Genomic DNA, 19,349 nt, shown 5'->3' with positions numbered 1-19,349 from the left:
TTATCTTTCATATCCGAGACAAAGGCCGCTTTTATTGCCTGTCAAAGATAGAAAGATCATTGTTGCTAATCATCCACAATTCTGCGCCTTTGCACAATAAGAACCGTCCTTTAATTGTGATTATTTCTCCGATTCGATGAAGAATAGAACGAACATTGTTCACTGGCTCTAAACAACAGGCACAAAAAAGCCTCCCATGTGGGCTGTCTCTTGATCACAAGTCTGGTTAATCAAGAGACTTAGCGAGTTCATACCCTTCAAGGATGGTTTGTAACCTGAACCATCCTTGCCATAACGTCTTTATGGAAGCGCGACCCGTTCGCTTGGTATTCTTCCAGCCACCTAACCGAGCAATACCATTGTAAGCCCATGATATATTGGGCGCTTCCTTCGGCAGCTGCTTTTTCTCCAACTTTAGCCACATTAACTTCCATGCTTTGCCTTTTAATACCTGCTCACAACTGGTCTTAGATAACTCATCGGACTCATTCATGAACCTCAACTGGAGTAAGCGAGTCGCGATAAAAGCTAAAATGACGCTGAGCCTTTCTAAGTTATCTTTACTCTGCATTCTCAGTTGCTCAACTTCAGTCCCTTCACTTTTCCAGACTTTATGAAAATCTTCTATTAGCCAGCGCCGCTCATAATAACTGACCATTTTGAGGGCCTCTTCTTTGCTCGTTATCGGCTCCGAAGTCAGTAAGTGCCAGGCTAGCTTATCGTTATTCTCTCCTTGTTCTATACATCCCACGTAGTAAAGCGGAATGTTATCGAACTCTTTCTTGTTTGCAGGAGACTTGAGTGTCACGGGGGCATATTTAATATCTAAATGAGCCTTGCGAGCTTTGCGACCGCCTTTTTGCGGTATTTCGAGCACTTTCTCCCCGGCTGATGACAGAGTAGATGCATAGCTATAAAGACGATTATCATGCTCTTCAATACAGCGGCTTTGCATGGAACGAACGAGGAATCTTTGTTGTTGCTCTCGCTTGTAAGTGAGGTATTCAAAGAGGTCGGCTTCTCTATCGCACACCGAAATGACATCCGACATTTTATCGCCAAGTCGCTCAGCGACATAGCGAGAGGCTTGTTCCCACTTATAACTTTCTTTCTCTTTGTATGGTCGAGTCGCATGCTGGTGTCTTTGACCTCGCTTTTCTATATCACGAGTCCAGCGCTGTTGTTCAATTAAACCAATCACAGATTGAGTGTCGGGCGCAAAAAGTAAGGTAGAGTGTACGAACATCGCTCGATGTCGATTGCCTTGATTGGAGTGTCCGAGTTCATCTCGAATACTGCGATGGGCGTAACTCAGAGAAGTCGTGTCTTCTAAGGCAAGAAGTGTTTGTTGCTTTAACGCTTCTTGCGCAGTGACATAAAACCCTGCCTCTGCGATATCTTCTGCTTTGATTTTCTCATTACGGATGAAGCGATAAGCCCCTTCCATTTCAGCCGGTGAGATAATGAGTTTCGAGACAGGTACGCCAGGTTGCTCGGCCAGTGAAGCTGCGAGAGCAACGAGTCTTTGAGTACGTCTTGGGTCATTAAGGTGGGCTTGACCGAACTGTTTTTGTGCCCAAAGGGTTGGCTCTATATAGGTCATGATAATCATCCTTGTCATTGCTTAGATGATCAGATCATAGAACCTAAAAATAGTTCAAAAAAAATCCCTAAGCATAGCTTAGGGATTTGTGTATAAGAGACAGCCCATGTGGGAGGCTTTCAATTTGACACTTACTTAAGAGTAACTTTACGTCTTAATTAAGTACTTCCCTTACTATGGAAGTTTTACATCAGATAGGTCTTCACCTGCACCGATAGCTTTCATTTCGCCAGCTACAATTTCAGCTAGTGGACCTAGGATAACCTGTAGGTTGTTTTCACCTAGTTTAACCACACCTTTAGCGCCGAGCTTCTTAAGAACAACTTCATCAGCGATAGAGCGGTCTTTTAGCGTTAGACGTAGACGAGTGATACAAGCATCGATTGAAGTCAGGTTTTCGTGACCACCTAGTGCTTTTAGGTATTGGCGTGCAACCTCACCTTTTGGTGCGTCGCCAGCAGGAGCCGCTACAGCTTCGTCATCATCTTCACGACCTGGCGATTTCAAGTTGAAAGCGCGGATTGCGAAAGAGAAAGTGAAGAAGTATAGAGCACCGAATGCTAAGCCAATCAATAGTAGAGTGAATGGTTTAGTTGCTAGACCCCAGTTCAATACGAAGTCGATAAGACCAGCAGAGAAACCGAAACCGTGCAAAGTACCAAACATGTTAGCAACAACTAGAGACAGACCAGTAAATACAGCGTGCATTGCGTATAGAGCAGGAGCTAGGAATACGAACATGAATTCTAGCGGCTCTGTGATACCTGTTAGGAATGAACAGAATGCAACAGAGAACAGTGCGCCACCAACTTGACTACGTTTTTCAGCAGGAGCAGCTAGGTACATTGCAAGTGCAGCACCTGGTAGACCAAACATCATTACAGGGAAGAAACCGTTCATGAATACGCCAGCACCTTTATCACCACCGAAGAAACGGTGTAGGTCGCCAGATTTAACTGTTTCAGTCACTTCTTTCACAACAGTTGTGATTTCTGGAGTAACAGAGTTAGCGAATGTGAACGTGTGCTCTTGACCAACAACTAGTGTTTTAGCCAGTGCAGGGTCAACACAAAGTTGAGTGATACCAGCGAATGCGCCTTGACCAGCAACGATGATTTCTTGACATGTGCCCATACCAAACCAGAAGTATGAGTTCAATACGTGGTGAAGACCAACAGGGATAAGTGCACGGTTAAGAGTACCGTAAACGAATTGACCAACAGCGCCAGACGTTGATACTGCGTGAGCTAGTGCGTCTAGACCAGATTGAACACCAGGCCAAACCACACCAGACACAGCACCTGCAACAAGTGCAAATAAGCCGGCCATGATTGGTACTAAACGTTTACCTGCGAAGAAAGCCAGCCACTCAGGAAGACGTGTTGCATGGAAGGCGTTGTAAGAGTGACCTGCGATGATACCTGCGAAGATACCGCCGAAGAACGACATGTTAACGTCGGCGTTAATTGTCGTTGCTGTAGCTGTTAGTACGAAGTAAGCAACTGCACCAGCAAGACCCGCTGCGCCGTTACCATCTTTAGAAAGACCAATCGCGATACCTAGACCAAAAAGCAATGGTAGGTTACCGAAGATAGCACCACCAGCTTGCGCCATAAATGGAATATCAAGTAGATCGCCTTGACCTAAACGTAGTAGAAGCGCCGCAATCGGAAGCGTTGCGATAGGTAGCATTAACGCTTTACCTAGCTTCTGTGCATATCCTAGAATATTCACCAGTTGTTTCCCCTATAGGATTTTTTAGAATTCGTCTGAGAAACTTATTTTAGTCGCTCAATTTAGTCCTATTCAGTGTATTCAATTAATTTTGCTCCGCAAATTAAAACCTTACCATTTGTGATCCTAATCACCAGTTTTCACCAAATCCAGAGGTTTTTGCTAGCGAGATCATAAAACTTATTTTATCATTCAAAAAAATGAACATTTATAGATAAAATCCAAATATAAAGATTGGGTTAATGCCCGGTTATTTTAGGTAGAAAATGCCAATAAACAACCGAAAAACATTAGCTTAAAACTATAAAATTAACTAATTGTTCATTTGTTTTTCAAACACTTAAATACGTTTCTCATTTTAAAAACGTTTGCTCGTAAAAGATAAATCGTTACGTAAATGATGCTCGCAAACTAAGTCCACATTTAGGTAACGAACAAATTTAAAAGATCTCACGAAATAAGGATTAGCTGACTATGTACGCGCTAAGTAACTGTAAAATTTACACTGGTAGTGATGTTCTAACCGATCATGCTGTTGTAATTGAAAACGAACTGATCAAAAAAGTCTATCCTATCTCTGAATTACCAGAAGGAATCGAGGTCCGTGACCTAGATGGTACAAATCTAAGCCCGGGTTTTATTGATCTACAACTGAATGGCTGTGGCGGTGTAATGCTGAATGATGAGATCACTGCTGACACAATGCAGATCATGCATAAAGCAAACCTTAAATCGGGCTGTACTAGCTTTTTACCTACGCTAATCACCTCTTCGGACGAAGATATGCGCGCGGTTATTACGGCAGCTCGTGAATACCACAACCAATACCAAAACCAGTCTTTAGGTTTGCACCTTGAAGGCCCATATCTAAACGTTGCGAAAAAAGGCATCCACAGTGTCGATCACATTCGTAAATCTGACAATGAAATGATTGAGCTTATCTGTGAAAACAGTGACCTTGTGGCCAAAGTAACACTGGCTCCTGAGCTCAACGACCCAGAACATATTGAGCGTCTACACAAAGCTGGCGTAGTGGTTTCTATCGGCCACACCAATGCCACTTACGCTGAAGCGCGTCAAGGCTTTGAATCAGGCATCACTTTCGCGACTCACCTGTTCAACGCTATGACACCTATGGTTGGTCGTGAACCTGGCGTTGTTGGCGCGATTTACGACACGCCTGAAGTTTACGCTGGCATCATCGCTGACGGTTTCCACGTTGATTACGCAAACATCCGAATTGCACATAAAATAAAAGGAGAAAAGTTGGTATTAGTGACGGATGCCACAGCTCCTGCAGGTGCTGACATGGAATACTTTATTTTTGTCGGTAAGAAAGTATATTACCGTGATGGTAAGTGTGTTGATGAAAACGGCACACTGGGCGGCTCAGCTCTGACTATGATTGAAGCAGTTCAGAATACAGTTGAGCACGCTGGTATCGCTTTAGACGAAGCTCTTCGCATGGCTACGCTATACCCAGCTCAGGCTATCGGTGTAGAAAGCAAGCTAGGTCGAATCAAAAAAGGCATGGTTGCAAACCTTGCCGTATTTGACCGAGACTTTAACGTTAAAGCGACTGTTGTTAACGGACAATACGAGCACAATTAAGTATGAATGGCGGACAAATAGGTAACGTAGACTTAGTTAAACAACTAAACAGTGCGGCGGTATACCGACTTATAGACCAACAAGGGCCTATCAGTCGTATACAAGTGGCTGATGTAAGCCAACTCGCACCGGCAAGTGTTACAAAAATTACCCGCCAACTTTTAGAACGCGGCCTAATTAAAGAGGTTGCGCAGCAAGCGTCTACTGGCGGTAGACGCGCTATTTCCCTAACCACAGAAGTAGAACCCTTTCATTCTGTTGCTGTGCGTTTGGGGCGAGACTACATTCAAATAAGCCTGCATGACCTTGGCGGTCGTGAATTGGCTTTCCAACAACAAGACCTGAATTATTCAGACCAATCAGACCTTACCCAAGGCTTGGTCAATAGCTTGAAGGCTTTCATTGCTGAACATCAACCAAAGATCGATCAGTTGATTGCCATTGGTGTCACTCTTCCTGGCTTGGTTAACCCAACAACAGGTGTTGTTGAGTACATGCCAAACACAGACATCGATAACCTAGCATTAAGCGACATTATTCGTGACACATTCCATGTTGCTTGTTTTGTGGGTAATGACGTTAGAGGAATGGCACTTGCTGAGCACTACTTCGGTGCGAGTAAAGATAGCCAAGACTCTATTTTAGTTAGTGTTCACCGCGGTACAGGTGCCGGCATTATTGTAAATGGTCAAGTTTTCCTAGGCCATAACCGCAACGTGGGTGAAATTGGTCATATCCAAATAGATCCGCTCGGCGAGCAATGCCAATGTGGTAACTTCGGCTGTCTTGAAACAGTAGCGGCAAACCCGGCCATTGTTGAGCGAGTACAGAAGCTGATTAAGCAAGGCTATGAGTCTTCTTTGACCGAGCTTGAACATATTACGATTCAAGATGTTTGTGACCACGCGATTAATGGTGATGAACTAGCGAAGCAAAGCTTAGTTCGAGTAGGAAATCAGTTAGGTAAGGCTATCGCAATGACGATTAACTTATTTAACCCTCAGAAAGTTATCATTGCTGGTGATATAACTAAGGCACAAGAGATTGTTTTCCCTGCGATTAAGCGCAATGTTGAGAATCAGTCGTTAACGGCTTTCCATAGCGGCCTGCCTATTGTAGCATCTCAGATCGATAAACATCCTACGATGGGAGCTTTTGCCATGATCAAGCGCGCCATGCTCAACGGTGTGTTACTTCAAAAGCTACTCGAAGACTAAAGAAAAACAATTCTGATTGTCCGCGGGCCGTGTTTGTATAAACACGGCCCGTTTTTTTAAGCTAGGGAACTACAACAACAAGTTATGGAACTTATATTAATATCCACTGCGTTTATTGCAGGATTTATTGCTTTAAAGTGTCACCTTCCCCCATTGGTCGGCTTTTTGGTCGCTGGTTTTGGGCTATTTGCTCTGGGTTTTGAAACCAATGACACCATCATTACCTTGGCTGACCTTGGTGTCACCCTGCTCCTATTTACTATTGGCTTAAAGCTAGACATCAAAACCCTACTCTCTAAAGAGATCTGGGCCGGTGCTACCATCCATAACCTTTTATCCACTCTGTTTTTTGCTGTAGCCCTGTTTGGTTTTAAATTCTTAGGTATTTCGTCTCTAGCAGCAATGTCGATAGAACAAATCGTTCTACTCGGTTTCGCTCTCTCATTCTCTAGTACCGTATTCGCGGTAAAGTCTCTGCAAGAGAAAGGGGAAATGAACGCGACCTATGGCACGCTAGCGATTGGTATTCTCGTCATGCAGGATATCTTTGCAGTGGTCTTTTTGACCGCATCGACAGGTAAGATTCCAGAGTGGTACGCCATCGCACTCTTCGCTTTACCATTTTTACGTCCGCTGTTCTACAAAATCCTTGATTGGGTTGGGCACGGTGAAATGTTGGTGCTGTTCGGCATCTTTTTCGCATTAGTTGTTGGTGCTGGCTTGTTCCAGTTTGTAGGTGTAAAACCAGACTTGGGCGCTCTTATCTTAGGTATGTTGCTAGCAGGTCACCCAAAAGCTTCAGAGCTGTCGAAATCGCTGTTTAACCTCAAAGAGCTTTTCCTCGTTTGCTTCTTCTTGAATATTGGGTTATCCGAGCAACCTACTATCCAAGGCTTCATGCTCGCCATCTTATTCTTGCTGTTGCTGCCAGTGAAAGGCGTGCTTTACTTCTTGGTACTCAACCGCTTCAAATTCCGTGTTCGAACATCCCTACTCGCCTCTCTATCACTGTTTAACTACAGTGAATTTGGTCTTATCGTTGGCGGTTTAGCCTTTAAGATGGGTTGGATGTCTGGTGACATCTTGGTGGCTGTGGCGATTGCAGTTTCGCTATCGTTTTTGATCGCTGCGCCTCTAAACAAAGCGGGCCACAAACTTTATCAACAATCAGGCCGCTGGTTAAAAGAGCATGCAGCTGAAAAACTTAACCAACGTGATAAACGAATTGACCCGGGTCGTGCACAGGTATTGATTCTAGGTATGGGACGTATTGGTACTGGCGCCTACGATGAATTACGTTCGCGCTATGGCAAGGTTAGCTTAGGTGTCGAAGTTCGTGAAGAAGCGGCACACAACCATAGAAACCTAGGAAGAAACGTTATTTCTGGCGATGCAACTGACCCAGATTTCTGGGAGCGTATCTTAGATACAGCAAACGTGAAGTTAGTGATCTTGGCGATGCCTCATCACCAAGGAAATCAAACCGCCTTAGAGCAATTGAAGTCACGCCACTTTAAAGGTCAAATTGCGGCGATTGCTGAGTATCCCGATCAGCTCGAAACACTGAAAGAGAATGGCGTCGATGCGGCATTTAATATTTACAGCGAAGCGGGTAGTGGTTTTGCTCGACACGTCTGCGAACAACTAAACCCAAATATCGATAAAACCTAACCTTAAATGCTCTCTGCCAAACCTCTCAAATTTGCTGTTTTTTTGCACTTTTGGGAGGTTTCTGTACAAAAAACCGACCACAATTAGATAGCAAACACCAAAAACACTAAATAATTAGATATTTTCTAACAGAACACCCTTTATATTATTTTTTTGCTCACATCTGGTTGCTTTTTTTAGCCAGAATGGCAAATTGAATGCAGTTAATTTAGAAATTATTTAAAAGGAAGTTCTATGTGTTCAGTATTTGGCATTCTCGACATTAAAAGTGATGCCGCAGCACTTCGCCCTATTGCTTTAGAAATGTCAAAGAAGCTTCGTCACCGTGGTCCAGACTGGTCTGGTATCTACGCTGGTGAAAAAGCAATCCTCGCTCACGAACGTTTGGCTATCGTTGGCCTGAACAGTGGCGCACAGCCACTATACAGCCAAGATAAAAAACACATTCTTGCAGTGAACGGCGAAATTTATAACCACAAAGAACTTCGTGCACGCTATGAAGATAAGTACCAGTTTCAGACAGATTCTGACTGTGAAGTAATCCTAGCGTTATACCAAGAAATGGGCGCAGACCTTTTAGAAGAGCTTAACGGTATTTTCGCATTCGTTTTATACGACGAAGAGAAAGACGAGTACCTAGTGGGCCGCGACCATATTGGTATTATCCCGCTTTATCAAGGTTACGATGAGCACGGCAACTACTACGTTGCTTCAGAGATGAAAGCATTGGTTGAAGTATGTAAAACAATCAGTGAATTCCCTCCGGGTAGCTTCTACTCTTCAAAAGATGCAGAACCTCAACGCTATTACATCCGCGATTGGAACGAGTACGCTGCGGTACAAGGCAACAGCACAAGCAAAGAAGAACTAACTGAAGCGCTAGAAGCAGCCGTTAAACGTCAACTAATGACTGATGTTCCTTACGGTGTACTTCTATCTGGAGGCCTTGATTCATCAATTACTTCAGCAGTCGCTAAACGCTTTGCAGCAATGCGTATCGAAGATGATGAGCAATCTGAAGCTTGGTGGCCACAACTGCACTCATTCGCTGTTGGCCTTGAAGGCGCACCAGATCTTATCGCTGCTCGTGAAGTTGCAGACAAGATCGGTACAGTGCACCACGAGATGACTTACACCATTCAGGAAGGCTTAGATGCCATCCGTGATGTTATTTACCACATCGAGACTTACGATGTAACGACGATTCGTGCATCAACGCCGATGTACTTACTTGCTCGTAAGATCAAAGCAATGGGCATCAAAATGGTACTGTCTGGCGAAGGTGCTGATGAGATCTTTGGTGGTTACCTATACTTCCATAAAGCACCAAACGCAAAAGAGTTCCATGAAGAGACAGTACGTAAGCTACTTGCTCTAAGCATGTTCGACTGTGCTCGTGCAAACAAATCACTGGCGGCATGGGGCGTTGAAGGTCGTGTACCATTCTTAGATAAAGAGTTCATTGATGTAGCAATGCGTCTGAACCCTGAAGATAAAATGTGTGGTAACGGTAAGATGGAGAAACACATCCTACGTGAGTGTTTTGAAGACTACCTACCAGACTCAATCGCTTGGCGTCAAAAAGAACAGTTCTCTGACGGCGTTGGCTACGATTGGATCGATACGTTGAAAGCAACGGCTGAAGCAAAAGTAACGGATCAACAAATGGAAGCCGCTAAATTCCGCTTCCCTTACAACACGCCAACAACCAAAGAAGGTTACGCTTACCGTGAGATCTTCGAAGAGTTATTCCCTCTAGAATCAGCAGCAGAATGTGTCCCTGGCGGTCCTTCGGTTGCCTGTTCATCTGCGAAAGCCATTGAATGGGATGAGTCATTCAAAAACTGTGTAGACCCATCTGGTCGTGCGGTACAAGCCGTTCACAACGACTCTTACTAAGAGATTTCGTTTGAATAAATGCTAAACACTAAAAAGGCGCATAATGCGCCTTTTTTATTAAGCCTTGTTTTTATTCTTGCGCTTATGCTTGGGCTTGAAGTGCCTCGTTCTCAATACTGACAGGTACCACTTGACTGATCATCTTAACTAACATGATAGAACGCGCCTCACCATCTTTTTGATGATAGATAGCCTCAATACCAGCAAACTGACCACTCTTAATTTTCACGACTTGCCCTGATTCAAACTCAATACAACAGTCTTCAGTATCGTCACTAAAACATTTCTCGAACTCTTTAAGCTCAAACACTAAATCACCTTGTACTTCATGTGGCCTAGATCCGAATTTAATAAAGTCGACAACACCACGAGTAGAGCGAACCGTCGTAAAACTTGGGCCTTGCTCATAATCAAAGCGAACAAAGATGTAAGATGGAAATAACGGTTCTTTGACCTGCTTTTCTTTCCCTCGAACAACCTTTTCAACTTCTACTTGGGGATAAAAACACTCCACCCCTTGATTTTCTAAGTGCAACTGCGCGCGTTTTTGATCACCACGCTTACAGTAAAGTAAATACCAACGTTTCATTTTACTAGCCATTTTATATTTTTAGATATTTTACCACATGCCTAAAACGGTTGAATCGCCATTAATAAAATGAATCGAGCAAGCAAGAAATAATGCGTAGCAGACCAATTTATCAACAAAAAGTTATAGGTAGCAAAAGTGGTTAAGCATTGTACAGGGATCGTTTTCAGATAAAAAGGTGCATTATTGTAAGCGTGTGTACGCCACTCCTATTGTGCATAGCATACTCTTTAAAACCCGAAGCAATACACCAAACTGATACATAACAATTAAACCATTCAGGGGCGCGCTTGAATTGTTTATTACGCCACCAAACCAAATTTGAAAAATTAGTTTGCAGCACGCGTTAACTGGGTGACATTACAAAGAAAACCTCACATTATCATTCACTTATAAAAAATAAGTTGTCGTAACCATAAAACACACCTATTGCAGATGGTTATTCTACTCTGTATACATAAGTAACTATAAAATCTTTTAATACCTAAAATTAGTAAAACTTATGCCAAGCAATCACAACATTTTTGGCCACCCTAGAGGCCTATTTCTACTTTTTAGCACAGAGCTATGGGAACGTTTTTCCTACTATGCGATGCGTGCAATTCTGGTTTTATTCTTAACTGACACTACCCTCAACGGTGGACTTGGTTGGTCAACAAAAGACGCACTCGATCTCTATGGTATTTACACCGGTTTAGTCTATATCACACCATTAATTGGTGGCTGGATTGCCGATAATTACCTAGGTCAACGTAAATCGATCTTGATTGGTGGCCTATTAATGGCACTTGGTCAATTTACACTTGCTCTGCCCAATGGTTTTATTGGCTTAGACCAAGTAAACGCTCTTTACCTTGGTTTAGCGCTGCTTATCAGTGGTAACGGCATGTTTAAACCAAACATCTCGACCATGGTTGGCGATCTGTACCAAGAAGGCGATAACCGACGTGACGGTGCTTTCACCATTTTCTACATGGGCATTAACTTAGGCGCACTACTTGGTGGCTTAATTTCAGGCGCTGCAGTCGACTCTTTCGGCTGGAAGGCAGGTTTCCTTGCCGCTGGTATTGGTATGGTCATTAGCCTGATTATGCAAATGACGATGGCTCAATCTTGGTTAGGTAACATCGGTTCGGTGCCAGCAGCTGCACGAGCAAAAGCACTGAACAAGTCGAAAGAGAAAACGCCACTCACAAAAGAAGAGTTCGACAGATTAAAAGTTATTCTGGTTATGGGTCTGTTCGTGATCGTTTTCTGGGCAGGCTTTGAACAAGCCGGTGGCCTAATGAATATTTATACTCAGCAATATACTGACCGTATGATCGGCGATTTTGAAGTACCAGCTGCTTGGTTCCAGTCTCTGAACCCGTTCTTCATCATCACACTTGCGCCATTAATAGCCGCATTCTGGGTCAAACTTGGTAAGCGCGAACCAAACTCTCCAGTGAAATTTGCGATGGCTCTGTTTTTCTTAGCTCTAGGCTTCGTGTGCATGATGGGTGCAGTAATGGAACAAGGTGGCGACCTAACAGTCAAAACATCCATGCTTTGGCTAGTCGGTGCTTTCTTCTTCCATACTCTTGGTGAGCTTTGTCTATCTCCTATTGGCCTGTCGTTGGTCACTAAGTTAGCTCCACTTCGCCTAGCATCGTTAATGATGGGGGCATGGTTTGGCTTTAACGCCATTGCAAACTACGTAGCAGGCCTGGTAGGTTCACACGTAGGTGAGCTTGGTGCTATGTCTATTTTCAGTGGTATTGCGATTACTGCAACGGTGAGTGGCATATTACTGTTGCTGTGTGCTGGTAAACTCGTGTCATGGATGCATGGCGTAGAAACTAACACCTTGCTAGAAGCTGAACCAAAAACAACAGAAGCTTCAGCTGTTTAATAGCTAAGCGTCTATTACTAGACGAAACATCAAAATAAAAAAGGACTGCTCAATGAGCAGTCCTTTTTTATTTCTATTATGTGAAGTGCTGTTGCCAGTAAACAGTCGTTAGCGATGAATCGCCACTAGCTCTGCCATCATATCAATATGCGAGTCCCTGTCGTTGAGACACATAATATAGCTAAAGTCTGAACCACCAGCTTCAATGAAGGTCTCTTTGCACTGGTCCGAAATCTCTTCCAACGTTTCCAGACAGTCAACTGAGAATGCAGGTGCCATGATATCGATCTTTTTGATGCCCTTGCTCGGCAGTGATTCCAGCGTCTCGTCAGTGTAAGGCTTCAACCACTCTTCTCGACCAAACCGAGACTGGTACGTCATGGTAATATCGTCCTCTGACAACTCTAACTCTGCAGCCAGTAATTTTGTCGTCGCTTCGCAATGCTGCGGGTAAATATCACCCTCATCTGCCAATCGCTTAGGGATACCATGGAAAGAACACACTAAATGATCGGCTCTGCCATTTTTATCCCAATGGCTACGAACGCTTTCAGCCAGTGCTTTTGCGTAACTTGGATGCGCGTAGTAGTCACGAATAAAGCGGTAGCTTGGAATCACAGACATCTGTTTAAAGGCTTTAGTTAAACCATCAGAAACAGCCGCTGTCGTTGTTCCAGAGTACTGAGGGTACAGAGGTAGTACGATGATGTCTTCGACGCCCTTCTCCATCAGCTGTTCGACACCCGTCTTAAGACTTGGGTTGCCATAGGTCATACCCAACGCAACAGGCATTTGCAATTTCTTCTGCAGTTTCTCAGCTTGTCTTTGTGAGTACACAAGCAGCGGTGATCCATCGTCCATCCACACAGACTGATACAATTTAGCCACTTTCGGAGCTCGAATCGGTAAGATTACACCATGCAGGATTGGACACCAGAGCCAACGAGTTAGGTTTACCACTCGCTTGTCATGTAAGAATTCACTCAAAAATCGACGAACGCCAGCCGGGGTTGCCGAATCTGGAGTCCCTAAGTTCACCAGTAAAACGCCCTGCTTTTTATTATTTTCCATAGATACCTGAGACTAATATGTGATTTTCTGGAAAGTAATATACTAATCGGAATAAGTTCAAGATCATTGTGTATACCAAATGTTTGAATAATCATTCTGAACATGAGGTACCTCAAGCTCCACACTGCTATCTATCATCAGGACTAATAATCTTGAATCATGTGCAATCAAACTTATCGAGATTGGTATCGTACTAAAATTTGGAACAAAAAAAGCGACCCGTAAGGTCGCTTCTAATATATCAAATTCTAAAACTGGCTGTTAGCCAATTATGCTAGTGCTTTCTCAAGTTCTGCACTAACTTCAGCGACTTGCTTAGTACCGTCAAATTTAAGGTACTTAGTGTTGCCTGCTTCCGCTTCTTTACCGTAGTAAGAAATAAGCGGAGCTGTTTGATCGTGGTACACACCTAGACGAGCACGAACTGTTTCTTCTTTGTCGTCATCACGTACAACTAGTTCTTCGCCAGTGATGTCATCTTTGCCTTCTTCTTTAGGTGGGTTGTACACATTGTGGTATGTACGACCAGAAGGAAGGTGAGCACGACGACCAGCCATACGTTCAACAATCACATCATCAGCTACGTCAAATTCAACAACGTAATCTACAGCGATGCCCATTTCTTTAAGGCCATCAGCTTGTGGGATTGTGCGTGGGAAACCGTCTAGTAGGAAACCTTTCTCGCAGTCATCTTGAGCAATACGCTCTTTGATAAGACCAAGGATAATTTCATCAGAAACTAGCTGACCAGCGTCGATTACTGATTTTGCTTGCTTACCAAGCTCAGTACCCGCTTTGATAGCAGCACGTAGCATGTCACCAGTTGAAATTTGAGGGATACCAAATTTGTTCATGATGAAGTTAGCTTGAGTGCCTTTACCCGCGCCAGGAGCACCTAGAAGAATGATGCGCATGTTTAATCCTCTTATAAAATTATGATTTATACCGAAGCTCACTATTCCACTTTCGTAGTTCATTTTTAGGATAAACAGAAAGCGTTAGATAACCATTGAGGTTAAGTAAAACTGCAAATAGAAGCCAAACGGTAAGTTTCGGTATAACGTTTAAAAATCATACAACTGGGAACGATAGGTTCCTAGTCCCAGCTGATTAGGTCGAGCATTCTATCACATTAATATTCAATTTGGCTGAATTTACGACTAAAGAATGCATCGACAACATTTGTAGTAACGATAACGGTGGCGTTGGCCACATTTACCGAATTTTCAACGACGTTCATAAAAAAAAGCTCGCATTTGCGAGCTTTTTATTACAATTATTGGATTAGCCCAAAGTCGAAAGACTAACGCTTTGTTAGTAGCTCGTTGATTGCACCCAAGAATTGTGACGGATCTTCCATTGAGCCTTTTTCAGCTAGCATAGCCTGGCCAAGGAGTAACTCAACCCAACGACCGAACGCTTGCTCGTCCGCTTCATCTGCCATTTGTTTAACCAGAGCATGCTCAGGGTTAATCTCAAAAATGTACTTAACTTCAGGTGCCGCTTGGCCAGCAGCTTCAAGAAGTTTAGCCATTTGCGTACCCATTTCGAAGTCGTCAGTGACAACGACTGCTGGCGTTGTTGCTAGCTTGAAAGTAGTACGAACTTCTTTAACACGATTTCCAAGGTAAGCTTGAGTGCGTTCGACAACAGATTTGAACTCTTCTTCTGTCTCTTTTTGCTTCTCTTTCTCTTCTTCACCTTCAAACTTGCTTAGATCTAAGCCAGCTTTAGTGATTGACTGGAACTGCTTACCGTCGAAGTCCGTTAGGTAGTTCATCACGTACTCGTCAATGCGATCGTACATTAGAACCACTTCAATGCCTTTGGCTTTAAACTGCTCTAAGTGAGGGCTGTTCTTAGCGGCTGCGTAGCTATCAGCAGTTAGATAGTAAATCTTGTCTTGGCCTTCTTTCATGCGCTCAACATAAGAAGCAAGGCTGATGGTTTGCTCTGCAGAGTCTACTTCCGTAGATGAGAAACGAAGTAGACCAGCGATCTTCTCTTTGTTAGCCATGTCTTCCGCTGGGCCTTCTTTCATCACTAGGCCAAACTCTTTCCAAAACTCTAGGTACTTATCGTTATCATTCTTTGCCATACGCTCAAGCATCGTTAGAACACGTTTAGTACATGCACCACGTAGAGATTGAGTTACCTTGTTGTCTTGGAGAATTTCACGAGACACGTTGAGAGGCAGATCATTTGAGTCAATTAAACCACGAACGAAACGCATGTAAGATGGCATGAATTGTTCAGCATCATCCATAATGAATACACGCTGCACGTAGAGTTTCAAGCCACTCTTATGGTCACGGTTCATCATATCCCAAGGAGCTTTCGCTGGGATGTAAAGCAAGCTTGTGTAGTCGTTCTTACCTTCAACTTTGTTGTGGCTCCATGTTAATGGATCAGCAAAGTCGTGAGATACATGTTTGTAGAACTCTTGGTATTCTTCTTTCTCGATATCAGATTTGTTGCGGGTCCAAAGTGCTTGCGCTTTATTGATCTGTTCCCAATGCTCCTCCTCGGTATCTTTACCTTCGTCATCTTTAACGGCTGTTAAGATAGAAACCGGGATACCGATGTGGTCAGAGTATTTACCGATCACTTCACGCAAACGCCATTCATTTAAGAACTCTTTGCCGTCTTCACGCATATGAAGAATGATGTCGGTACCGCGAGACTCTTTAGTGATGTCTTCAATGGTGTAATCACCTTCACCTGCAGAGTGCCATTGAACGGCTTCATTGCTCGCTAGGCCCGCTGCACGAGTGCGAACAGTTACTGCGTCTGCCACGATAAATGCAGAATAAAAACCAACACCAAATTGACCGATCAGCTGAGAGTCTTTGCTCTGATCTTCAGACAACTTTGAGAAAAAGTCTGCAGTGCCTGACTTCGCGATCGTACCTAAATGCTCAATAACGTTGTCGCGGCTCATGCCGATACCGTTGTCAGAAATCGTTAAAGTATTTGCTTCCGCATTAAACGACAGTTTAACACCTAGATCCGCGTCACCTTGGTAGAGGTCACCATTCGATAGCGCTTGAAAACGAAGCTTGTCAGCCGCGTCAGATGCGTTAGAAATCAACTCTCGTAGGAAAATTTCTTTGTTTGAATACAGTGAGTGAATCATCAGATGAAGTAGCTGTTTTACTTCAGATTGAAAGCCACGAGTCTCTTTATTTTGCGTTGCCGTTTCGCTCATTTTTACTCCAAAACATCTATACTTTATGTTGAACAAATACAGGGGCGTTATATTGAATACCTCTCATATGTTCATTAACATGAGGATGACAATTGTAAATTCAAGGTCAAAAATCATAAAAACACTGTTTTTTTGATCTGTTTTTATTATCCTTGAGCCTGATAAATATAAAAGAACATAAAAGAAGCCATAATTTGGTGAAGAATCAGACGAACTTCACCTCTAATTTGTCTATTTCGCACCCAAAATCATCCAAAAATAGAAGAATTCAATGAGCAATATCGGCACAAAGTTTATTCTCGCACAGCGGTTCGTATTCGATCCAAATAGCAATTCACTTGTTGACCAAATGAGCGACGGCGAAGTCGTACGTCTTGGTAGCAATGAAAGCCGCATTCTCCTAATGCTGTCAGAAAGGCCCAATGAAGTTATCACTCGCAATGAATTGCACGAATATGTTTGGCGAGACCAAGGCTTTGAGGTCGATGACTCAAGCTTAACGCAAGCAGTATCGACACTGAGAAAGATGCTGAAAGACTCGACCAAATCTCCAGAGTTCGTTAAGACCGTTCCAAAACGGGGTTACCAATTTATTGCCACTGTTGAGCGTTCTGCACCACTTTCATCAAGTGACCAGTCAATGATGACTGAAATTGCAGAAAATGACGTCGAACCAATCTTGACATTTGCACATACTACGACGACCGAAGATATCGCATCTGAAACCATAGAACTAACACCAATCACGAAAATTCAAGAGACAAAAGTTGAGGTCGAGCCAACCATAACGCCCGTTTTAGCTTCGACCAACAACAATAAATGGCTAACGTTTTCGTTACTGCTTGCAGCTTTCATCATGCCTATTCTGGTTTTGACGTTTACTAATCCTGCAGAATCAGAGTTTCGCACGTTAGCTGAGGTTGACGGCGTGAAAGTACAATCACCAATCAATCACCCTGATCTATCCAGTTGGCTACCAGCCATAGAAAAATGTGTGTTGCATTACAATACCAATCACACAGGAATGCTAAAGCCAGCTGAAGTGATTGCGACAGGCGGTCAAACCAATAATCTTGCTCTTAACTATATTCACCCTCAAGAATATTCGAGTGAAAATGTAACCCTTAGAATTTACGCTAACCAGGCGGATTTAAACGACATTTGTAAAGGTAATCAGTAATATGAAATTAAAAGTATCCATTATTTTACTGGTCCTGTCTGCATTCCTAAGTGGTTGGTTGTATTGGGGAAGTGATGCAAAAGTCGAGCGACTACTTACTCAGCACGAGTGGCAGTCAAAAATGGTGACTCTGATCACTGACAACAAACAAGCTGACTCGATTGGCCCACTTCGTAAGGTTGAACTATCTTCCAACGCAAAATACTTACCTAATGGCACTTACTTAAGAATGTCGATAGTTAGGCTATATAGCACACAAACTGCACCAGCGAATGTGATCAACATTTCAGAAACGGGTCAATGGGATATCAATGACAACTACTTACTTGTCTCTCCTACTGAGTTTAAGGATGTGACTTCGGCCCAGCGCCAAGATTTCTCTGAAGAGCAGCTAAACCTAATCACTCAGGTTATCAAGATGGATGCAGAACAGAGCCGTCGAATTGATATTGTGAACACGAAAACGCTGTTACTCACTAGCTTGAATCACGGTTCTACAGTATTGTTTTCAAACTAAGGTCGAATAGCTCCTACCTCATACCCATAGCTGTGCAACCTTAAACGGTATACCAATAGAAAAAGGGGCATGATGCTCCTTTTTTTTATTACCTGTAGCATCTGTATTCTCATTGAAGTCATGATGTTGGTATCAGGATTTACTCATACTTAAAGGACGTCCAATGAATACAAGCTCAGACAAAGCATCATCAATCACTAAAGCATCTATATCCATACACTATTGTCGTCAATGTAATTGGATGCTTCGCTCTAGTTGGTTGTGCCAAGAATTACTGCATACTTTCAGTGAAGAAATAGAGCAAGTGAGTTTGAACCCAGGCACAGGAGGCAGGTTCGAAATCTTTTGTAATGGCGTGCAAATTTGGGAAAGAAAAGCAGATGGAGGCTTTCCTGAAGCTAAAGTACTGAAGCAAAGAGTTCGAAACATCATTGCTCCAGATAAAGATCTTGGCCACGTAGACTCAAAATAAGCGTTCCAGAAGGGTTTAGCTATTTAGCCTCAATTAACTGTTGTTTTTAATTAACTGAGGCACTCAAATCAACGACTCTACTCAATCGGCGACTGTAGTATTCATAAGTCTCTGATCGGTTTACTCACGACGACCAGTTTATAGATTGCCACTCACAAGCAAGTCGCCTTCGAGGCTAATCACTTGAAATGTGTTGTTTTCATAGATGCCATAGCTAGCGGCATGACCATCTCTTGGAAACGTGACTGAGCTTGGATTGAAGATAAATACACCATCTTGGTATTCTGCAACAGGGATGTGAGTATGCCCGTGCGCAATTACATCACCCGCTTTTAATACAGGTCGCTTGTTGGTGTTATAAAGGTGACCATGAGTTAAGAAGATACGCGCGCCAGACTCTAACAGTACCCATGAATAATCCATCATCATCGGGAAAGACAGCAACATCTGATCCACTTCGCTATCGCAATTACCGCGAACGGCGATAATCTCTTCTGAAAACGCATTTAACTTTTCTGCGACCGCAGGCGGATTATATCCCTCAGGAATCGGGTTTCTTGGACCATGATTCAGAATATCACCCAATAGAACTAAATATTGCGCACCAGACGCTTGATAAAGTTCTAATGCCTTTTCAGTAGCTGGTAGCGATCCGTGTAGATCGGAAGTAAAAAATAATTTCACAC

General features: G+C 43.2%; 15 protein-coding genes. 8 read left to right on the top strand and 7 right to left on the bottom strand.

The genetic code is table 11. From position 1 onward, the window contains the following. Positions 1–226: 226 nt before the first annotated feature. A complete protein-coding gene (locus OCW38_RS04150) occupies positions 227–1,603 on the bottom strand; it encodes an IS4 family transposase (protein WP_261894103.1) in 1,377 nt (458 codons plus the stop codon). Positions 1,604–1,777: 174 nt separating this feature from the next. After that, complete coding sequence (nagE, locus tag OCW38_RS04145) at positions 1,778–3,295, bottom strand: N-acetylglucosamine-specific PTS transporter subunit IIBC (RefSeq protein WP_016783782.1); 1,518 nt, start codon at positions 3,293–3,295, stop codon at positions 1,778–1,780. 516 nt (positions 3,296–3,811) lie between these two features. On the opposite strand from nagE, the gene nagA reads away from it, so the two are divergent. From nagA to asnB, 4 genes are all read left to right on the top strand, one after another. Further along, a complete protein-coding gene (gene nagA, locus OCW38_RS04140) occupies positions 3,812–4,948 on the top strand; it encodes an N-acetylglucosamine-6-phosphate deacetylase (protein ID WP_261895194.1) in 1,137 nt (378 codons plus the stop codon). A gap of 2 nt (positions 4,949–4,950) precedes the next feature. Continuing rightward, entirely contained in the window at positions 4,951–6,165 is a 1,215-nt protein-coding gene (gene nagC, locus OCW38_RS04135; RefSeq protein WP_010436729.1) for a DNA-binding transcriptional regulator NagC, read from the top strand. Between the two features lie 84 nt (positions 6,166–6,249). After that, a complete protein-coding gene (locus tag OCW38_RS04130) occupies positions 6,250–7,836 on the top strand; it encodes a cation:proton antiporter family protein (RefSeq protein WP_016783781.1) in 1,587 nt (528 codons plus the stop codon). Positions 7,837–8,070: 234 nt separating this feature from the next. After that, positions 8,071–9,735, top strand: a complete 1,665-nt coding sequence (asnB, locus tag OCW38_RS04125; protein WP_016767477.1) for an asparagine synthase B — start codon at positions 8,071–8,073, stop codon at positions 9,733–9,735. 82 nt (positions 9,736–9,817) lie between these two features. On the opposite strand, the gene rfaH is transcribed toward asnB, so the two are convergent. After that, complete coding sequence (gene rfaH, locus OCW38_RS04120) at positions 9,818–10,324, bottom strand: transcription/translation regulatory transformer protein RfaH (protein WP_010436718.1); 507 nt, start codon at positions 10,322–10,324, stop codon at positions 9,818–9,820. Positions 10,325–10,826: 502 nt separating this feature from the next. Here rfaH and OCW38_RS04115 point away from each other — a divergent pair. Then, entirely contained in the window at positions 10,827–12,215 is a 1,389-nt protein-coding gene (locus OCW38_RS04115) for a peptide MFS transporter (RefSeq protein WP_010436716.1), read from the top strand. Between the two features lie 108 nt (positions 12,216–12,323). Here OCW38_RS04115 and hemH read toward each other — a convergent pair whose 3' ends face one another. The 3 genes from hemH to htpG form a co-directional block, all read right to left on the bottom strand. Further along, positions 12,324–13,286, bottom strand: a complete 963-nt coding sequence (hemH, locus tag OCW38_RS04110) for a ferrochelatase (protein WP_010436714.1) — start codon at positions 13,284–13,286, stop codon at positions 12,324–12,326. Positions 13,287–13,555: 269 nt separating this feature from the next. Then, the gene (gene adk, locus OCW38_RS04105; protein WP_009847341.1) at positions 13,556–14,200 is read right to left on the bottom strand and encodes an adenylate kinase; all 645 of its coding nucleotides are present in this window, start codon (positions 14,198–14,200) and stop codon (positions 13,556–13,558) included. 389 nt (positions 14,201–14,589) lie between these two features. After that, the gene (htpG, locus tag OCW38_RS04100) at positions 14,590–16,494 is read right to left on the bottom strand and encodes a molecular chaperone HtpG (RefSeq protein ID WP_010436709.1); all 1,905 of its coding nucleotides are present in this window, start codon (positions 16,492–16,494) and stop codon (positions 14,590–14,592) included. A 271-nt stretch (positions 16,495–16,765) separates the two neighbouring features. Between htpG and OCW38_RS04095 the strand changes: the two genes are divergently transcribed. The 3 genes from OCW38_RS04095 to OCW38_RS04085 all read left to right on the top strand — a co-directional run bounded on the left by OCW38_RS04095 (position 16,766) and on the right by OCW38_RS04085 (position 18,663). Further along, complete coding sequence (locus OCW38_RS04095; RefSeq protein WP_010436705.1) at positions 16,766–17,674, top strand: transcriptional regulator; 909 nt, start codon at positions 16,766–16,768, stop codon at positions 17,672–17,674. Between the two features lies 1 nt (position 17,675). After that, positions 17,676–18,191, top strand: coding sequence for a regulatory protein ToxS (locus tag OCW38_RS04090; RefSeq protein ID WP_010436702.1), 516 nt, complete (start codon positions 17,676–17,678; stop codon positions 18,189–18,191). A 163-nt stretch (positions 18,192–18,354) separates the two neighbouring features. Then, a complete protein-coding gene (locus OCW38_RS04085) occupies positions 18,355–18,663 on the top strand; it encodes a SelT/SelW/SelH family protein (protein WP_010436699.1) in 309 nt (102 codons plus the stop codon). A gap of 138 nt (positions 18,664–18,801) precedes the next feature. Here the strand turns inward: OCW38_RS04085 and yfcE are convergent, their stop codons facing one another. Beyond that, the gene (yfcE, locus tag OCW38_RS04080; RefSeq protein WP_010436695.1) at positions 18,802–19,347 is read right to left on the bottom strand and encodes a phosphodiesterase; all 546 of its coding nucleotides are present in this window, start codon (positions 19,345–19,347) and stop codon (positions 18,802–18,804) included. Positions 19,348–19,349: the final 2 nt, after the last annotated feature.

Source organism: Vibrio cyclitrophicus (assembly GCF_024347435.1).
GTDB lineage: Bacteria > Pseudomonadota > Gammaproteobacteria > Enterobacterales > Vibrionaceae > Vibrio > Vibrio cyclitrophicus.
The sequence above is the reverse complement of the archived record's forward strand: the minus strand, read 5'-3'. Positions and strand labels throughout refer to the sequence as shown.